8 protein-coding genes, 20 tRNA genes and 3 rRNA genes are annotated in these 15,890 nt (G+C 48.3%); 27 read left to right on the forward strand and 4 right to left on the reverse strand.

The window, feature by feature from the left end; genetic code table 11:
• Positions 1 to 27: 27 nt before the first annotated feature.
• Positions 28 to 1,017, reverse strand: a complete 990-nt coding sequence (locus AUC31_RS04545; RefSeq protein ID WP_058381170.1) for a cation diffusion facilitator family transporter — start codon at positions 1,015 to 1,017, stop codon at positions 28 to 30.
• A gap of 13 nt (positions 1,018 to 1,030) precedes the next feature.
• Complete coding sequence (locus tag AUC31_RS04550) at positions 1,031 to 1,762, reverse strand: MgtC/SapB family protein (RefSeq protein ID WP_058381169.1); 732 nt, start codon at positions 1,760 to 1,762, stop codon at positions 1,031 to 1,033.
• A gap of 94 nt (positions 1,763 to 1,856) precedes the next feature.
• Between AUC31_RS04550 and AUC31_RS04555 the strand changes: the two genes are divergently transcribed.
• The 24 genes from AUC31_RS04555 to AUC31_RS04670 all read left to right on the forward strand — a co-directional run bounded on the left by AUC31_RS04555 (position 1,857) and on the right by AUC31_RS04670 (position 9,789).
• Positions 1,857 to 2,759 (forward strand): DMT family transporter, encoded by a 903-nt coding sequence (locus AUC31_RS04555; RefSeq protein ID WP_058381168.1) that lies wholly within the window; start codon positions 1,857 to 1,859, stop codon positions 2,757 to 2,759.
• A gap of 278 nt (positions 2,760 to 3,037) precedes the next feature.
• Positions 3,038 to 4,588: ribosomal RNA gene (locus tag AUC31_RS04560) — 16S ribosomal RNA — on the forward strand.
• 189 nt (positions 4,589 to 4,777) lie between these two features.
• Positions 4,778 to 7,710, forward strand: a 23S ribosomal RNA gene (locus AUC31_RS04565).
• A 137-nt stretch (positions 7,711 to 7,847) separates the two neighbouring features.
• Positions 7,848 to 7,963, forward strand: a 5S ribosomal RNA gene (rrf, locus tag AUC31_RS04570).
• The 16S, 23S and 5S rRNA genes sit together here with 20 tRNA genes alongside, the layout of an rRNA operon.
• Before the next feature lie 8 nt (positions 7,964 to 7,971).
• Positions 7,972 to 8,047, forward strand: a tRNA-Val gene (locus tag AUC31_RS04575).
• A 12-nt stretch (positions 8,048 to 8,059) separates the two neighbouring features.
• Positions 8,060 to 8,135, forward strand: a tRNA-Thr gene (locus AUC31_RS04580).
• A gap of 9 nt (positions 8,136 to 8,144) precedes the next feature.
• A tRNA-Lys gene (locus AUC31_RS04585) sits at positions 8,145 to 8,220 on the forward strand.
• Between the two features lie 21 nt (positions 8,221 to 8,241).
• Positions 8,242 to 8,326, forward strand: a tRNA-Leu gene (locus AUC31_RS04590).
• A 1-nt stretch (position 8,327) separates the two neighbouring features.
• Positions 8,328 to 8,402 (forward strand) — tRNA-Gly (locus tag AUC31_RS04595).
• Between the two features lie 23 nt (positions 8,403 to 8,425).
• Positions 8,426 to 8,514: transfer RNA gene (locus AUC31_RS04600), tRNA-Leu, on the forward strand.
• Positions 8,515 to 8,539: 25 nt separating this feature from the next.
• A tRNA-Arg gene (locus AUC31_RS04605) sits at positions 8,540 to 8,616 on the forward strand.
• 25 nt (positions 8,617 to 8,641) lie between these two features.
• Positions 8,642 to 8,718: transfer RNA gene (locus tag AUC31_RS04610), tRNA-Pro, on the forward strand.
• A 6-nt stretch (positions 8,719 to 8,724) separates the two neighbouring features.
• Positions 8,725 to 8,800 (forward strand) — tRNA-Ala (locus AUC31_RS04615).
• Between the two features lie 21 nt (positions 8,801 to 8,821).
• Positions 8,822 to 8,895 (forward strand) — tRNA-Met (locus tag AUC31_RS04620).
• An 8-nt stretch (positions 8,896 to 8,903) separates the two neighbouring features.
• Positions 8,904 to 8,980, forward strand: a tRNA-Ile gene (locus AUC31_RS04625).
• 15 nt (positions 8,981 to 8,995) lie between these two features.
• A tRNA-Ser gene (locus AUC31_RS04630) sits at positions 8,996 to 9,088 on the forward strand.
• A 41-nt stretch (positions 9,089 to 9,129) separates the two neighbouring features.
• Positions 9,130 to 9,206, forward strand: a tRNA-Met gene (locus tag AUC31_RS04635).
• A 3-nt stretch (positions 9,207 to 9,209) separates the two neighbouring features.
• Positions 9,210 to 9,285, forward strand: a tRNA-Asp gene (locus tag AUC31_RS04640).
• Between the two features lie 15 nt (positions 9,286 to 9,300).
• Positions 9,301 to 9,376 (forward strand) — tRNA-Phe (locus AUC31_RS04645).
• Between the two features lie 4 nt (positions 9,377 to 9,380).
• Positions 9,381 to 9,454 (forward strand) — tRNA-Gly (locus tag AUC31_RS04650).
• A gap of 5 nt (positions 9,455 to 9,459) precedes the next feature.
• Positions 9,460 to 9,536, forward strand: a tRNA-Ile gene (locus AUC31_RS04655).
• 4 nt (positions 9,537 to 9,540) lie between these two features.
• Positions 9,541 to 9,615 (forward strand) — tRNA-Asn (locus AUC31_RS04660).
• 4 nt (positions 9,616 to 9,619) lie between these two features.
• Positions 9,620 to 9,711, forward strand: a tRNA-Ser gene (locus AUC31_RS04665).
• Positions 9,712 to 9,717: 6 nt separating this feature from the next.
• Positions 9,718 to 9,789, forward strand: a tRNA-Glu gene (locus tag AUC31_RS04670).
• An 11-nt stretch (positions 9,790 to 9,800) separates the two neighbouring features.
• Here AUC31_RS04670 and AUC31_RS04675 read toward each other — a convergent pair.
• Together AUC31_RS04675 and AUC31_RS04680 are read right to left on the reverse strand one after the other, a co-directional pair.
• Positions 9,801 to 10,781 carry a DMT family transporter gene (locus AUC31_RS04675; RefSeq protein WP_058381167.1) on the reverse strand — a complete coding sequence of 327 codons (981 nt, stop codon included), beginning with the start codon at positions 10,779 to 10,781 and terminating at the stop codon, positions 9,801 to 9,803.
• 139 nt (positions 10,782 to 10,920) lie between these two features.
• The gene (locus AUC31_RS04680; RefSeq protein ID WP_058381166.1) at positions 10,921 to 11,835 is read right to left on the reverse strand and encodes a 1,4-dihydroxy-2-naphthoate polyprenyltransferase; all 915 of its coding nucleotides are present in this window, start codon (positions 11,833 to 11,835) and stop codon (positions 10,921 to 10,923) included.
• A 160-nt stretch (positions 11,836 to 11,995) separates the two neighbouring features.
• Between AUC31_RS04680 and AUC31_RS04685 the strand changes: the two genes are divergently transcribed.
• The 3 genes from AUC31_RS04685 to menH are packed head-to-tail and all read left to right on the forward strand — an operon-like array spanning position 11,996 to position 15,889.
• Entirely contained in the window at positions 11,996 to 13,387 is a 1,392-nt protein-coding gene (locus AUC31_RS04685; protein ID WP_058381165.1) for an isochorismate synthase, read from the forward strand.
• On the forward strand, positions 13,374 to 15,071 hold the full coding sequence (gene menD, locus AUC31_RS04690) for a 2-succinyl-5-enolpyruvyl-6-hydroxy-3-cyclohexene-1-carboxylic-acid synthase (RefSeq protein WP_058381164.1): 1,698 nt from the start codon (positions 13,374 to 13,376) through the stop codon (positions 15,069 to 15,071). Before AUC31_RS04685 ends, menD begins: the two co-directional genes overlap by 14 nt.
• Entirely contained in the window at positions 15,068 to 15,889 is an 822-nt protein-coding gene (gene menH, locus AUC31_RS04695) for a 2-succinyl-6-hydroxy-2,4-cyclohexadiene-1-carboxylate synthase (RefSeq protein ID WP_058381163.1), read from the forward strand. Before menD ends, menH begins: the two co-directional genes overlap by 4 nt.
• Position 15,890 lies beyond the last annotated feature (1 nt).

Consider the following 15,890-nt stretch of genomic DNA (forward strand, 5'->3'; position numbering starts at 1 on the left):
GATGCCTCTTAGGCATCGGGATTTTTTTTATTCGGGTTTCTTCAATGAGTCGGGGCGCTTGCTTACATGCACCCAGTGTTTTTCACCATCGTCTGCATCGAGTGAGACGATTACATCATCTACGCTAGGCTGGCTCAAAATAAGTTCAGCCAAACGATTCTGCAACTCGTCCGCTTCTTTGACGGTCAGGTTCGGGTCAACCTCCACTAAGGTTTCAACGTGAAGGAATTCACCCTCTTTGACTACTTCCAGTTCACGGATGTCTTTGACGGAAGGTCGATCGGAAAGGAGATGTGCAATATGGTTAACCATTTGTTCATCCGTTTCTCCAATGACACCACGTGCATTATCCAAGAAGATTTTCGTCACGACGTAGAACATCATCAAGCCGATTGCGATGGATGCTGCGCCTTCAATTTGCAGGAATCCGGTATAATGTGCGACCAGGACAGCAATTAGGGCCAGCAAACCACCAGAAGTTGCAACTAGATCTTCTAAGAAAACAAGTTTAGTAGCTGGTTTTGCACGGTTTAAATGTGTGAAACTTGTAGTAAGCGGGGCAAGGGCGCCGCCTTTCACACCAGCTTCATGCAGAACTTCTTTGCCAGCTTTGTATAGTACAAACAATTCAAGTAAAATTGCAATCGATAGGACGACAACGCTAATAATAAAGCCTTCAGCTTCAACCGGGTGCAACATCTGGTGCCAGCCCTCACGAATGGTTTCATAAGCCATGATTCCCACAATAAGAACGGCTGCAAGCAAAACTAAGTTTAACAGGCGGCCAAAACCATTCGGAAACCGTTTGGTTGGAGCTTTTTTCGATAATGCAGAGCCAATGAAAACAAAATATTGGTTTGCCGCGTCACCGATCGAGTGCATTGTTTCTGCGAACATGGCAACATTTCCGGTAAAAGTAAAGGCAACGCCTTTCATAATAGCAATAAACGTATTAATAAGTGCTGCATAAAGAGATGGTTTATTTCCTCCCTTTAACAATCCAAAAAATTCTCCCAAAAAAATTCCCCCTTTAATTAATCATTTCGATATCCACTTGTTTTACGCTACTAATAGAAGAAATCTCCCTATACAGGTCGATGGTTTCTTTTCCATGTGCGTAAGACATGCGAATCGAAAGTTTGTAATACAAATTTCCATTTTGCTGTTCAGGATGAAGAATCGACAAGTCTTCAATGGTCATACCGCTGTGTTTAAGCTCTTCCAACACTTCACTGATAGCTTCCTCTCCAGAAACAAAAATAGTCAGTCTAGCTTCTGTTTGTCTTAAACGCTTAGGGCCAAAACGAAAAAGGAGGGGAGGTATCACTTCGATGCCAATAAGAACTAGCAAGACAGCGGTCAACGCCTCAATGTAAAAGCCGGCGGCTACGGCAATACCAATTCCGCCAGACCCCCAAATCATTGCTGCTGTGGTTAATCCTGAAATGGAATCATTCCCTCGCTTCAATATAACTCCGGCTCCTAGAAACCCGATACCTGAAACAATTTGTGCTGCAAGTCGTAGCGGATCCATTGTGATGTTTACACCTTCATTGCTGCTCGACTCTGCAATATAAGCAGATTCAATTGAAATAATAGTCAACAGGCAGCTAAATGTGGCAATGACCATACTTGTCTTCAAACCGACAGGCTTCCTTTTTAATTCCCTTTCCAACCCTATAACTAAACTTAAAACGGCGGCAATCGTTAATTTCATAAATGTCTCGAATGAAGAGATTTCGAGAGCGCTGAAAAATTCCAAGATCACAACCTCCATTCACTTTGCGGTTGAATGTGGAGCCGGCAAATGGCAAACTGAAAAGTGATGTTAAAATCTAATGCAGTAGAGGTGCCGAATGGAAAAACCTACGATTCATCCTTATATACCCATTTTGATTGGAGTTATCTCAGTAGCGATGTCTGCAATCTTTGTAAAAATGACAACAGCTGATGCAGGTGTCACTGCCTTTTACCGAATGTTATTCTCTATTCTATTAATGTCTCCTGTATTCCTCTATAGCTATCTGCCTGAAATAAAGAAACTAAATAGAAGAGACTGGGTATTTTCAGCAATCGCTGGCATCTTCTTGGCTTTTCATTTTATTCTTTGGTTCGAATCACTTAATTATACTTCTGTAGCGAGTTCTACAGTTCTCGTAACATTGCAGCCCCTTTTTGCATTTGCCGGCACATATTTTTTCTTTAAGGAGCGCCTCTCTGCAAAAACCTTAATATCTGGGATAGTTGCAATTACGGGGAGTGTCGTAATTGCTTATGGAGACTTTCAGGTAAGTGGAAGTGCTTTATTTGGCGACATATTGGCGCTCATTGCTTGTGCATTGATTACTGCATATTTATTATTCGGCCAAGATGTAAGGAAACGATTATCTTTAGTAACATATACATTTATTGTCTATGGTTTTAGTACAGTAACGCTATTTTTCTATATTATTGCTAAGGGAGAGTCATTTGGTCCTTATCCTAAAGAAGAGTGGATGTGGTTTCTTCTATTAGCTCTTATCCCTAATCTTCTTGGACATACTTTGTTTAATTGGGCAGTGAAGTGGGTGAGTACAAACGTCATTTCCATTGCTATTTTGTTTGAGCCTGTTGGCGCAGCGATCTTGGCGTATTTTATACTTGGAGAAATGGTTAGTAAATCACAAATTGCTGGTGGGAGCATCGTAATTGCAGGGTTATTATTTTTCGTTACTGATTATAAAAGAATTAGAAAAATCTTTTTTCGAAAAAGCTCTTGATTTTTCTTAACAGGCGGTTTATAGTTGTAAATGTCCTCGAAACAAGCCGGTAAAAATATTTCGAAATAGTATTGACATCGGGTTTTAAAAAGGATATAGTAATCAAGTCGCCAAAACAAGGCGCACAACATGAACCTTGAAAACTGAACAGCAAAACGTCAACAATACAGCCGCGAGTGATCGCGGCAAACTTACTGATCAGCTTCGGCAGATCAAGCGAATCGCGCGTCTTTTAGACGGCGATACGCCAGCAACTATTGAGCAATCAATACTACTCTATAATGGAGAGTTTGATCCTGGCTCAGGACGAACGCTGGCGGCGTGCCTAATACATGCAAGTCGAGCGGAGATAGTGGAGCTTGCTCCATTATCTTAGCGGCGGACGGGTGAGTAACACGTGGGCAACCTGCCCTGCAGATCGGGATAACTCCGGGAAACCGGTGCTAATACCGAATAGTTTGCGGCCTCTCATGAGGCTGCACGGAAAGACGGTTTCGGCTGTCACTGCAGGATGGGCCCGCGGCGCATTAGCTAGTTGGTGAGGTAACGGCTCACCAAGGCCACGATGCGTAGCCGACCTGAGAGGGTGATCGGCCACACTGGGACTGAGACACGGCCCAGACTCCTACGGGAGGCAGCAGTAGGGAATCTTCCGCAATGGACGAAAGTCTGACGGAGCAACGCCGCGTGAGTGAAGAAGGTTTTCGGATCGTAAAACTCTGTTGTGAGGGAAGAACAAGTACCAAGTAACTACTGGTACCTTGACGGTACCTCACCAGAAAGCCACGGCTAACTACGTGCCAGCAGCCGCGGTAATACGTAGGTGGCAAGCGTTGTCCGGAATTATTGGGCGTAAAGCGCGCGCAGGCGGTCCTTTAAGTCTGATGTGAAAGCCCACGGCTCAACCGTGGAGGGTCATTGGAAACTGGGGGACTTGAGTGCAGAAGAGGAAAGTGGAATTCCACGTGTAGCGGTGAAATGCGTAGAGATGTGGAGGAACACCAGTGGCGAAGGCGACTTTCTGGTCTGTAACTGACGCTGAGGCGCGAAAGCGTGGGGAGCAAACAGGATTAGATACCCTGGTAGTCCACGCCGTAAACGATGAGTGCTAAGTGTTAGGGGGTTTCCGCCCCTTAGTGCTGCAGCTAACGCATTAAGCACTCCGCCTGGGGAGTACGGCCGCAAGGCTGAAACTCAAAGGAATTGACGGGGGCCCGCACAAGCGGTGGAGCATGTGGTTTAATTCGAAGCAACGCGAAGAACCTTACCAGGTCTTGACATCCCGCTGACCGCCTAGGAGACTAGGCTTTCCCTTCGGGGACAGCGGTGACAGGTGGTGCATGGTTGTCGTCAGCTCGTGTCGTGAGATGTTGGGTTAAGTCCCGCAACGAGCGCAACCCTTGATCTTAGTTGCCAGCATTCAGTTGGGCACTCTAAGGTGACTGCCGGTGACAAACCGGAGGAAGGTGGGGATGACGTCAAATCATCATGCCCCTTATGACCTGGGCTACACACGTGCTACAATGGACGGTACAAAGGGCTGCAAACCCGCGAGGGGGAGCCAATCCCAGAAAACCGTTCTCAGTTCGGATTGCAGGCTGCAACTCGCCTGCATGAAGCCGGAATCGCTAGTAATCGCGAATCAGCATGCCGCGGTGAATACGTTCCCGGGCCTTGTACACACCGCCCGTCACACCACGAGAGTTTGTAACACCCGAAGTCGGTGGGGTAACCCTTACGGGAGCCAGCCGCCGAAGGTGGGACAGATGATTGGGGTGAAGTCGTAACAAGGTAGCCGTATCGGAAGGTGCGGCTGGATCACCTCCTTTCTAAGGATAATATCGGAACCGATTCTCACGAATCGGGTTGACGTTTTGCGTTCAGTTTTGAAGGTTCACTCCGCAAGGATTGACTTTCAAACTTGTTCTTTGAAAACTGGATAGATCGACATTGATTAAGAAACAAGCATCAAGTAGCGTGATCGCTTTGCGATCAACTTATTTTTTTTGACCCTCAGTGGTTAAGTTAATAAGGGCGCACGGTGGATGCCTTGGCACTAGGAGCCGAAGAAGGACGGCACTAACACCGATATGCCTCGGGGAGCTGTAAGTGAGCTGTGATCCGGGGATTTCCGAATGGGGAAACCCACTGTTCGTAATGGAGCAGTATCCATGTGTGAATACATAGCACATGAGAAGGCAGACTCAGGGAACTGAAACATCTAAGTACCTGAAGGAAGAGAAAGCAAATGCGATTCCCCAAGTAGCGGCGAGCGAAACGGGATCAGCCCAAACCAGAAGGCTTGCCTTCTGGGGTTGTAGGACACTCTATACGGAGTTACAAAGGAACGGATTAAGCGAAGCGACCTGGAACGGTCCGCAAGATAGGGTAATAGCCCCGTAGCTGAAAGTTCGTTCCCTCCAGAGTGGATCCTGAGTACGGCGGAACACGAGAAATTCCGTCGGAATCCGGGAGGACCATCTCCCAAGGCTAAATACTCCCTAGTGACCGATAGTGAACCAGTACCGTGAGGGAAAGGTGAAAAGCACCCCGGAAGGGGAGTGAAATAGATCCTGAAACCGTGTGCCTACAAGTAGTTAGAGCCCGTTAATGGGTGATAGCGTGCCTTTTGTAGAATGAACCGGCGAGTTACGATTGCATGCAAGGTTAAGGTGAGAAGCCGGAGCCGCAGCGAAAGCGAGTCTGAATAGGGCGAGTGAGTATGCAGTTGTAGACCCGAAACCAGGTGATCTACCCATGTCCAGGGTGAAGGTAAGGTAACACTTACTGGAGGCCCGAACCCACGCACGTTGAAAAGTGCGGGGATGAGGTGTGGGTAGCGGAGAAATTCCAATCGAACCTGGAGATAGCTGGTTCTCTCCGAAATAGCTTTAGGGCTAGCCTCAAGATAAGAATCCTGGAGGTAGAGCACTGTTTGGACTAGGGGCCCATCCCGGGTTACCGAATTCAGACAAACTCCGAATGCCAGTGATTTATGCTTGGGAGTCAGACTGCGAGTGATAAGATCCGTAGTCAAGAGGGAAACAGCCCAGACCACCAGCTAAGGTCCCCAAATATCCGTTAAGTGGAAAAGGATGTGGCGTTGCTTAGACAACCAGGATGTTGGCTTAGAAGCAGCCATCATTTAAAGAGTGCGTAATAGCTCACTGGTCGAGTGACACTGCGCCGAAAATGTACCGGGGCTAAACGGATTACCGAAGCTGTGGATGGACATCGTAGATGTCCGTGGTAGGAGAGCGTTCTAAGGGCGTTGAAGTCAGACCGGAAGGACTGGTGGAGCGCTTAGAAGTGAGAATGCCGGTATGAGTAACGAAAGACGGGTGAGAATCCCGTCCACCGAATGCCTAAGGTTTCCTGAGGAAGGCTCGTCCGCTCAGGGTTAGTCGGGACCTAAGTCGAGGCCGATAGGCGTAGACGATGGACAACAGGTTGATATTCCTGTACCACCTCCCCGCCGTTTGAGCAATGGGGGGACGCAGAAGGATAGGGTGAGCGTGCCGTTGGTTGTGCACGTCCAAGTTGTGAGATGAGAAACGAGGCAAATCCCGTTTCTAGATAACATCAAGCAGTGATGGCAAGAGGTTTACCTCAGAGTCCCTGATTTCACACTGCCAAGAAAAGCCTCTAGCGAGGCGGGAGGTGCCCGTACCGCAAACCGACACAGGTAGGCGAGAAGAGAATTCTAAGGTGAGCGAGTGAACTCTCGTTAAGGAACTCGGCAAAATGACCCCGTAACTTCGGGAGAAGGGGTGCTCTGGTAGGGTGTTACAGCCCGAGAGAGCCGCAGTGAATAGGCCCAGGCGACTGTTTAGCAAAAACACAGGTCTCTGCAAAACCGTAAGGTGACGTATAGGGGCTGACGCCTGCCCGGTGCTGGAAGGTTAAGGGGAGTGCTTAGCGCAAGCGAAGGTGCGAACCGAAGCCCCAGTAAACGGCGGCCGTAACTATAACGGTCCTAAGGTAGCGAAATTCCTTGTCGGGTAAGTTCCGACCCGCACGAAAGGCGTAACGATCTGGGCACTGTCTCAACGAGAGACTCGGTGAAATTATAGTACCTGTGAAGATGCAGGTTACCCGCGACAGGACGGAAAGACCCCGTGGAGCTTTACTGTAGCCTGATATTGAATTTTGGTGCAACTTGTACAGGATAGGTAGGAGCCAGAGAACCCGGAGCGCCAGCTTCGGGGGAGGCGTCGGTGGGATACTACCCTGGTTGTATTGAACTTCTAACCCACAAGCCTTAGCGGCTTGGGAGACAGTGTCAGGCGGGCAGTTTGACTGGGGCGGTCGCCTCCTAAAGAGTAACGGAGGCGCTCAAAGGTTCCCTCAGAATGGTTGGAAATCATTCGCAGAGTGTAAAGGCACAAGGGAGCTTGACTGCGAGACGGACAGGTCGAGCAGGGTCGAAAGACGGACTTAGTGATCCGGTGGTTCCGCATGGAAGGGCCATCGCTCAACGGATAAAAGCTACCCCGGGGATAACAGGCTTATCTCCCCCAAGAGTCCACATCGACGGGGAGGTTTGGCACCTCGATGTCGGCTCATCGCATCCTGGGGCTGTAGTCGGTCCCAAGGGTTGGGCTGTTCGCCCATTAAAGCGGTACGCGAGCTGGGTTCAGAACGTCGTGAGACAGTTCGGTCCCTATCCGTCGCGGGCGCAGGAAATTTGAGAGGAGCTGTCCTTAGTACGAGAGGACCGGGATGGACACACCGCTGGTGTACCAGTTGTTCTGCCAAGAGCATCGCTGGGTAGCTATGTGTGGCCGGGATAAGTGCTGAAAGCATCTAAGCACGAAGCCCCCCTCAAGATGAGATTTCCCATTGCGCAAGCAAGTAAGATCCCTCAAAGACGATGAGGTAGATAGGTTCGGGGTGGAAGCGTGGCGACACGTGCAGCTGACGAATACTAATCGATCGAGGACTTAACCAACAAACTGAAACGCAAGTTTCCCCAATGTCGATTTATCCAGTTTTGAAAGAACAAGAATTTTTGCCTTCTGGCAAAAAAAGACTTGTAAAACTCACCAGAGTTGGTATAATAAAACTTGTCTTTCAAAAACCTTATAGTCCAGTGATGATGGCAAAGAGGCCACACCCGTTCCCATCCCGAACACGGAAGTTAAGCTCTTTTGCGCCGATGGTAGTTGGGGGTTTCCCCCTGTGAGAGTAGGACGTCGCTGGGCATACATACGGAGGATTAGCTCAGCTGGGAGAGCATCTGCCTTACAAGCAGAGGGTCGGCGGTTCGATCCCGTCATCCTCCACCATTTTTTCTCCATGCCGGAGTAGCTCAACTGGTAGAGCAACTGACTTGTAATCAGTAGGTTGAGGGTTCAAGTCCTTTCTCCGGCACCACTCATGTTTGAGCCATTAGCTCAGTTGGTAGAGCATCTGACTTTTAATCAGAGGGTCGAAGGTTCGAATCCTTCATGGCTCACCATTTTAATTTCATAATTGCCACGCGGGTGTGGCGGAACTGGCAGACGCACTAGACTTAGGATCTAGCGCCTTCGGGCGTGGGGGTTCGACTCCCTTCACCCGCACCAAGCGGAAGTAGTTCAGTGGTAGAACGCCACCTTGCCAAGGTGGAGGTCGCGGGTTCGACCCCCGTCTTCCGCTCCAATTTTTTATCTGTCCAATGCCCCGCCGGGGTGGCGGAACTGGCAGACGCACAGGACTTAAAATCCTGCGGTAGGTGACTACCGTACCGGTTCGATTCCGGTCCTCGGCACCAACTGTTTTATAAAATTTTATATTATGCGCCCGTAGCTCAATTGGATAGAGTACTTGACTACGAATCAAGCGGTTAGAGGTTCGAGTCCTCTCGGGCGCGCCATATTTTTGTCATCATCCTATTTAGTCGGGAAGTAGCTCAGCTTGGTAGAGCACTTGGTTTGGGACCAAGGGGTCGCAGGTTCGAATCCTGTCTTCCCGACCACTTTATGGGGCCTTAGCTCAGCTGGGAGAGCGCCTGCCTTGCACGCAGGAGGTCAGCGGTTCGATCCCGCTAGGCTCCACCAACTATACTATTTAAAGATCCTGGCGGCGTAGCTCAGCTGGCTAGAGCGTACGGTTCATACCCGTAAGGTCGGGGGTTCGATCCCCTCTGCCGCCACTTTTTTAGGACCTTTAGCTCAGTTGGTTAGAGCAGACGGCTCATAACCGTCCGGTCGCAGGTTCGAGTCCTGCAAGGTCCACCATTCAATGTTTATCACGGAGGAATACCCAAGTTTGGCTGAAGGGATCGGTCTTGAAAACCGACAGGGGAGTCAAATCCCGCGGGGGTTCGAATCCCTCTTCCTCCTCCATTTTTAAAAAATGAGTGGACAATCTTATTAAATATTATTATCGCGGGGTGGAGCAGTTCGGTAGCTCGTTGGGCTCATAACCCAAAGGTCGCAGGTTCAAATCCTGCCCCCGCAACCAAATGGTCCCGTGGTGTAGCGGTTAACATGCCTGCCTGTCACGCAGGAGATCGCCGGTTCGATCCCGGTCGGGACCGCCATTTTTATAAATATGTGGGTCAGTAGCTCAGTCGGTAGAGCATTAGATTGAAGCTCTAAGTGTCGGCGGTTCGATTCCGTCCTGACCCACCATATTGCGGGTGTAGTTTAGTGGTAAAACCTCAGCCTTCCAAGCTGATGATGAGGGTTCGATTCCCTTCACCCGCTCCAATAATGGGCCTATAGCTCAGCTGGTTAGAGCGCACGCCTGATAAGCGTGAGGTCGGTGGTTCGAGTCCACTTAGGCCCACCATTGTTCCGAAGTAGCTCAGTGGTAGAGCACCGCACTGTTAATGCGATGGTCGTAGGTTCGAGTCCTACCTTCGGAGCCATACTGGGGAAGTACTCAAGTGGCTGAAGAGGCGCCCCTGCTAAGGGTGTAGGTCGGTAACACCGGCGCGAGGGTTCAAATCCCTCCTTCTCCGCCAGTATTAGGCCCCTTGGTCAAGCGGTTAAGACACCGCCCTTTCACGGCGGTAACACGGGTTCGAATCCCGTAGGGGTCATATTAAAAGCGTCATGCATTCATATGCATGACGCTTTTTTCATTTTCTGAATTTTGTTCATTGTGTGAAGCGAAACTATGTATTCCCATTCCTAGTATTACCATGATTAAGCCAATTAATGCGATTGGTGAAGGAAATACGATGCTCAATAGAAAAAATTCACCTATTAATGCAAATATGACTTCCATAGATTGTGTTGCTTCAACAGCAGCAAGTTTTGACATGTTGTTTCTGACCATATCGGTCGCCATAAAGAATAGAACAGTCGCTACCACTCCGGAACTGATGGCAACTATCAAAGACTGATAAATTTGAGAGTTAGAAGGCAACCCAGTTGTCGAGAAACCATAAATGGAGAGAACGAACCAAAGCGGGAGACTGGAAATCGTCATCCCAAGCACGCGTTGATATGCGTCTAGACGACCTTCGCAAACCTGCATCATTTTACGGTTCCCAAGGGGATAGGCAAAAGCTGCTATCAAAACCGGTATTAATCCGAGAAGCAATGTGGGAACAGTAACATCGGTTAAGTGGTCAAGTTGAAGAAGGGCTATTCCAGCTAAGATAATGGTTGAGAACAATAAGCCTTTAATAGGTATACGTTGCCTTTGTATTACGGTTTGCCCAGATATGTGAATTTTAACTAAGAAAAGAGGAGCCAGTAAAGTTCCAGCGATGATTGTAAATTGCCAAGTTCCGGCTATTAACCATCCCGGAGAATAGGCTGCTGCAAAACATAGGGGAGCATAAAAAAGGCCAAATCCAACGAAGCTCCACAACAGCCATTTTACTTTACGGTTTCTCATTTCCTGAAGTAGGGGGCGCAAATTGCCCCTAATAATTACAATTAATAAGAGGAAAGGGATCATAAATAGATAACGCAGGGACGCGCTCCATACCCAATGGCCTCCTTGCGCTTCCATTAAAGCATTAACAACAAAGGTGACTGCAAAAAACATTGCTCCGGCAAGTCCTAATATAATTGGTTTCATAAGAAAACCCCTTTTGTATATATTAGATACAATATATCGCACTGGCGGCGTTTTCACCACTGTTATTATATGAGAAATTTCTCTGTGATTATTACTAAAATAAAAAGCTGACGGCCTCGTGGCCATCAGCTTTTAGGTATTAAGATAAAAAGTAGTCAACCAGTAGACCGATGGCCAGTAGGAAGTTGAACAAAGTGTTTGTAATCCCCGTGTCTTTCATGGCAGGCATAACTTGCAAAGGTTCAGTGTAGTGCTTAAAAGTCATAATTACCTTCAAGGGCTTAATAACACTCAGTAACACCAACAAAGCCCATGGAGTGACAATGCTGAGCAATACCAATAAAATAATCCAAGCATAAGATAAGATAAAGAACCACATGAAGATGGTAACTGCAGCCGGTCTGCCAGCCAATATAGCCAAAGTGCGCCGACCGCTTTTTTTATCTCCGACCATGTCGCGGATGTTATTGGCCATCATAATTGCGGCTACGAGTAATGTGCTGGGTACAGCTAACATAACAGCGGTAGAGGTAATTGTTTCTGTTTGGATATAAAAAGCTACGATCACTATAAGGAAGCCCATGAACAATCCTGAAAACAATTCACCTAATGGCGTGTATGCGATCGGGTATGGCCCACCGGTGTAAAAATAACCGACTAGCATACCAATGCCACCAACTGCCAATAGCCACCAACTGGTGGAAGCTGCAATATAAAGTCCTAATACAGCAGAGATAGCGTAAAGCAGGAATGCCAGAACAAGAACGGTTTTCGGTGAAACACCATTCCGGACGATAGCGCCACCAATGCCAACGGATTCTTCAGTATCGAGCCCTCTCGCGTAATCATAGTATTCATTGAACATATTGGTTGCTGCTTGAATCAGTAGGCTTGCGATCAGCATGGCTAAGAACAGCGCCCAATTTAAAGCGGTATAATGGATTGCGATCATTGTCCCTAGGAACACTGGGGCAAAAGATGCCGTTAAAGTATGGGGCCGGGTGAGCTGCCACCAGACGCGCCATCCACTATCAGCTTGTATGGAATGTGTCATTTCTATCTCTCCTATTCATTTCTATCCAACCTATATTGTACTTCAAAACACAGAGATTTACAGCATATGTTGTGCTGAATTCCGGAGAAAGGGGTATGATAGAAGGTAGAGATAAAATGTATCGCAGTGAATTGAAGCTGCAGTAAACGGAGGTAATCCGGTGAATTCACAATCGTATTCATCAACTGAACAAATGGAAGCGAATCGCTTTAGAGGCTATCGCTTTTATACAGAAACAATCGAAGTATCAACCATGTCTGCTCTAGCATTTTTTGAAGCTGGGCAGGAACAATATGAAGGCAAGCGCATGTTTTGGCAGAACCGTGAGAAGTCCTTTACGATGGTGGGCCTGGGACATGCTTATGTGCTGACGGCTGACGATTATAAAGGACGATTCAGCAGCATTCAGAAGGACTGGAAAGCGCTGAGTTCCCAATTAGTGAATGAAGAAACAGCCGTTCAGCCAGTGCTATTCGGCGGTTTTTCATTTGATCCTTTGAACGATCAGCCGAGCGAGTGGCGAAATTTCCCGCAGGCTTATTTTGCTGTGCCGACATTTCAGCTTATTATCAAGGGAGAGCAGGCGTATGTCAGTGTCCACTTGATTACTAAGCAGCCAAACAGCTTTATGGATTTTGAAGTGTTGCGGAAAGAACGCGACCGGTTGATCCATGGCGCGCAAGTTTCCGAGCCGAAAGTGTATCAAAAACCTCAAGTTTCAGAAAAGAAGGAACTGAAAAAAGACGAATATATGCGGTCCATTGGAAAAGTGACAGACGTAATCCGTGCAGGCGAAGTCGATAAGGTGGTTATCGCAAGAGCGCTGGAACTTCGTTTTAAGGAAGCTTTAGCACCGGCCTCAGCACTTTACCAAGCAGCGAATGAACAGCCAGAAAGCTTTTTGTTCGGGCTGGAAGCTGGCGAACAATTCTTTTTCGGGGCGACTCCAGAGCGCCTCGTTAAAGTGGAGCAGCAAAGAGCATTGTCTACTTGTTTGGCGGGTTCTACCCCACGCGGTCAATCCGTTGAACAGGACGAAGCGCTGGGACAAGCTTTATTAAATGATTCAAAAAATCGTTCCGAGCATCAGTATGTTGTCCAGATGATCGGTGACGTGTTCGAGGAGCATTGTTCGGATCCGCGCATTCCGCAAAATCCCAAGCTGATGAAAATTCGGGATATTCAACATTTGTATACACCGGTGGAAGGCAAGCTGAAAAAAGGCAGTTCGTTACTGGATCTTGTTGAAGCGCTACATCCGACACCCGCACTCGGCGGCGAACCGAAGTTACAGGCGCTTAGCTTGATCCGCTCTTATGAACCTCTGAATAGAGGATATTATGCAGCGCCGATCGGCTGGATTGACGCAAAAGGCGATGGTGAATTCGCTGTGGCGATCCGTTCCGCTTTGCTTGATGGAGATAAAGCGTATTTATTCGCAGGCGGCGGCATTGTGGCAGATTCTACACCAGAAGCCGAATATGATGAGACATGGGTGAAGTTCCGCCCGATGCTTCGTGTGCTGGGAGGAAATTTGCATGACGAATCGTGAGTTTTTAACTGAATATGTTTCGGCATTTACACATTCGCTGTTACATGCAGGGGTGAAAAAGGCGGTTATCAGTCCGGGTTCGCGTTCGACGCCTCTTGCCTATGCTTTCATGAAACAAGAGGGGATAGAGACGTACCGACAAATCGATGAACGATCGGCAGGTTTTTATGCGCTCGGTTTGGCCAAAGCTTCAAGCAGCCCAGTTGTTTTGATTTGTACATCAGGGACTGCGGCAGCCAATTATTTTCCTGCGATTGTGGAAGCCTATTATGCGCGTGTGCCACTTCTCGTGGTGACAGCGGATCGTCCTCATGAACTTCGTGATGTCGGAGCTCCACAAGCAATCAACCAGATCAATTTATTTGGTACCCATGTCAAATGGTCGGCTGATTTGCCGTTGCCGGAGCAAGGCAACCGTTTAGAGTTTTTGAAGCGCCATTTGGGGCGTGCAGCAGCAATGGCTGAAACCGCGCCGAAGGGACCGGTTCATTTGAACGTGCCATTCCGTGAACCGCTTGGCATCGATTTCGAACAGCCTTATGAAAGCGAAAGAGAGCTATACCGTTTTGAAAGCGGCCAGCAGCTGACTGATGATGCTGCGGCATTTTTACGAGGAGTGTTCAGCCATTCACGGGGCTTGCTGATCGCTGGTGAAAATACGGCTCGGGTTTCATCGGAGCAATGGGAGTTTATCCGCCGCCTCGGTTGGCCAGTGCTTGCCGATCCGTTGTCGAATCTGCGCTCGAATGTACCTGATGACCTAATGGGTGTCATCGTCGATTCGTATGATGCCTTGTTGAAGAATGAGAAATTTGCTGACAGTGTAGCGCCGGACGTAGTGGTAAGGATTGGACCTCAGCCTGTGTCCAAGCCGCTCAGCCTGTTTTTAGGGAAAGCCGAGCCTGCAAGTTATGTCGTTCTCGATGAAAGCCCGATGCTCAGAGACCCGCAATCTGCTGTCACGCATCACATCCAACAGCATGCTTCTGCCCTATGGAAGTTGAGTTTGGAAGCGAAATCGTCGAATCCGTATCTCGAACAATGGATAAAAGCAGGGGAATTGGTGCAGGAGACGATGTCTATCCATTGCCAGCAAGAATTGGATGAAGGCGTATTGGCGAAAGCCTTTTTTGATGAGCTCGACGGGTGTGATTTATCTGTGAGCAGCAGTATGCCGATACGGGATGCAGATACGTATTTCCAGGTGACGCAACGGGACGTCCGGATTTATGCCAACCGCGGCGCCAATGGCATAGACGGAGTGGTATCGACTGCTTTCGGGATCCAGGCAGCGAATAAACGGCCTAGCTATCTATTGATCGGTGATTTGGCTTTGCTGCATGATATGAACGGTTTGCTTGCATCGAAACTGCAAGCTGCCGATATGACGATCGTTGTCATGAACAATGATGGAGGCGGGATATTTTCTTATTTGCCGCAGTCAAAAGAAGAGCGCTATTACGAGGAACTTTTCGGCACGCCGACAGGAATCCAGTTCAAAGCAGCAGCTGAAATGTACGATGCGGAATATTACTCAGCGAAGACTGTGGAAGAATTGCAGTCGGCGCTTAGAACACCGAAAGACAAACCGGTGCGCATCATTGAAGTGGCAACAAACCGCGTCAATAACGTAACGGTTCACCGGAAATTGTGGGGCCGGCTCGATGAGGTGCTAAATACATGAAATTGATAGCGAATGGTGTCCGCTACCATATTGAAGTAGTGGGAGATAGAGCCCATCCTGTCCTGGTTTTGCTTCACGGCTTTACGGGCAGCACTGCTACATGGAAAACGGCCATTGAAAACTGGAGAGACTATCGGATAGTGGCGATCGACTTGATTGGGCATGGCCAGACAGAAAGCCCGGCAGACGAAAGCCGTTATGCGATGGAGCGGCAACTGGATGACCTTGATTTCATTTTTAAGGAAATGAAGTTGGAGAAATTCACATTGCTCGGCTATTCAATGGGCGGTCGCACGGCGCTTGCCTATGCATGTGAATTTCCAGACCGCATTGACCAGCTTATTTTGGAAAGTGCTTCACCTGGCTTGAAATCAGAAGTTGCAAGAGAAGAGCGGCGAGAACGGGATGCTCAGCTAGCCACTAATATCCTTGATGGTGGACTAGAGCAATTCGTTGAGAAATGGGAGAATATCCCGTTGTTCGACAGCCAGAAATCATTGCCTGAACATGTGCGGCAGCAAGTAAAACAAGAACGATTGGCACAGACTGTACAAGGTTTGGCGAATAGCTTGAAAGGCATGGGCACAGGTTCACAGCGATCTTATTGGGACTGTTTGCCGAAATTGGATATGCCGATTTTGCTGTTGACCGGAGAACTAGATCTGAAGTTTTGCGCCATCGCGCGTGAGATGGAGGAGTTATTGCCGAACGCGGAACATCGCATCATTTCAGCGGGACATGCGATTCATGTGGAAAAACCGGCTGAATTTGCTACAATGGTTATGGAACGATTAAATGGAATTAATGAGGAGGACTAGT

The sequence above is a fragment of the Planococcus rifietoensis genome, from assembly GCF_001465795.2.
GTDB lineage: Bacteria > Bacillota > Bacilli > Bacillales_A > Planococcaceae > Planococcus > Planococcus rifietoensis.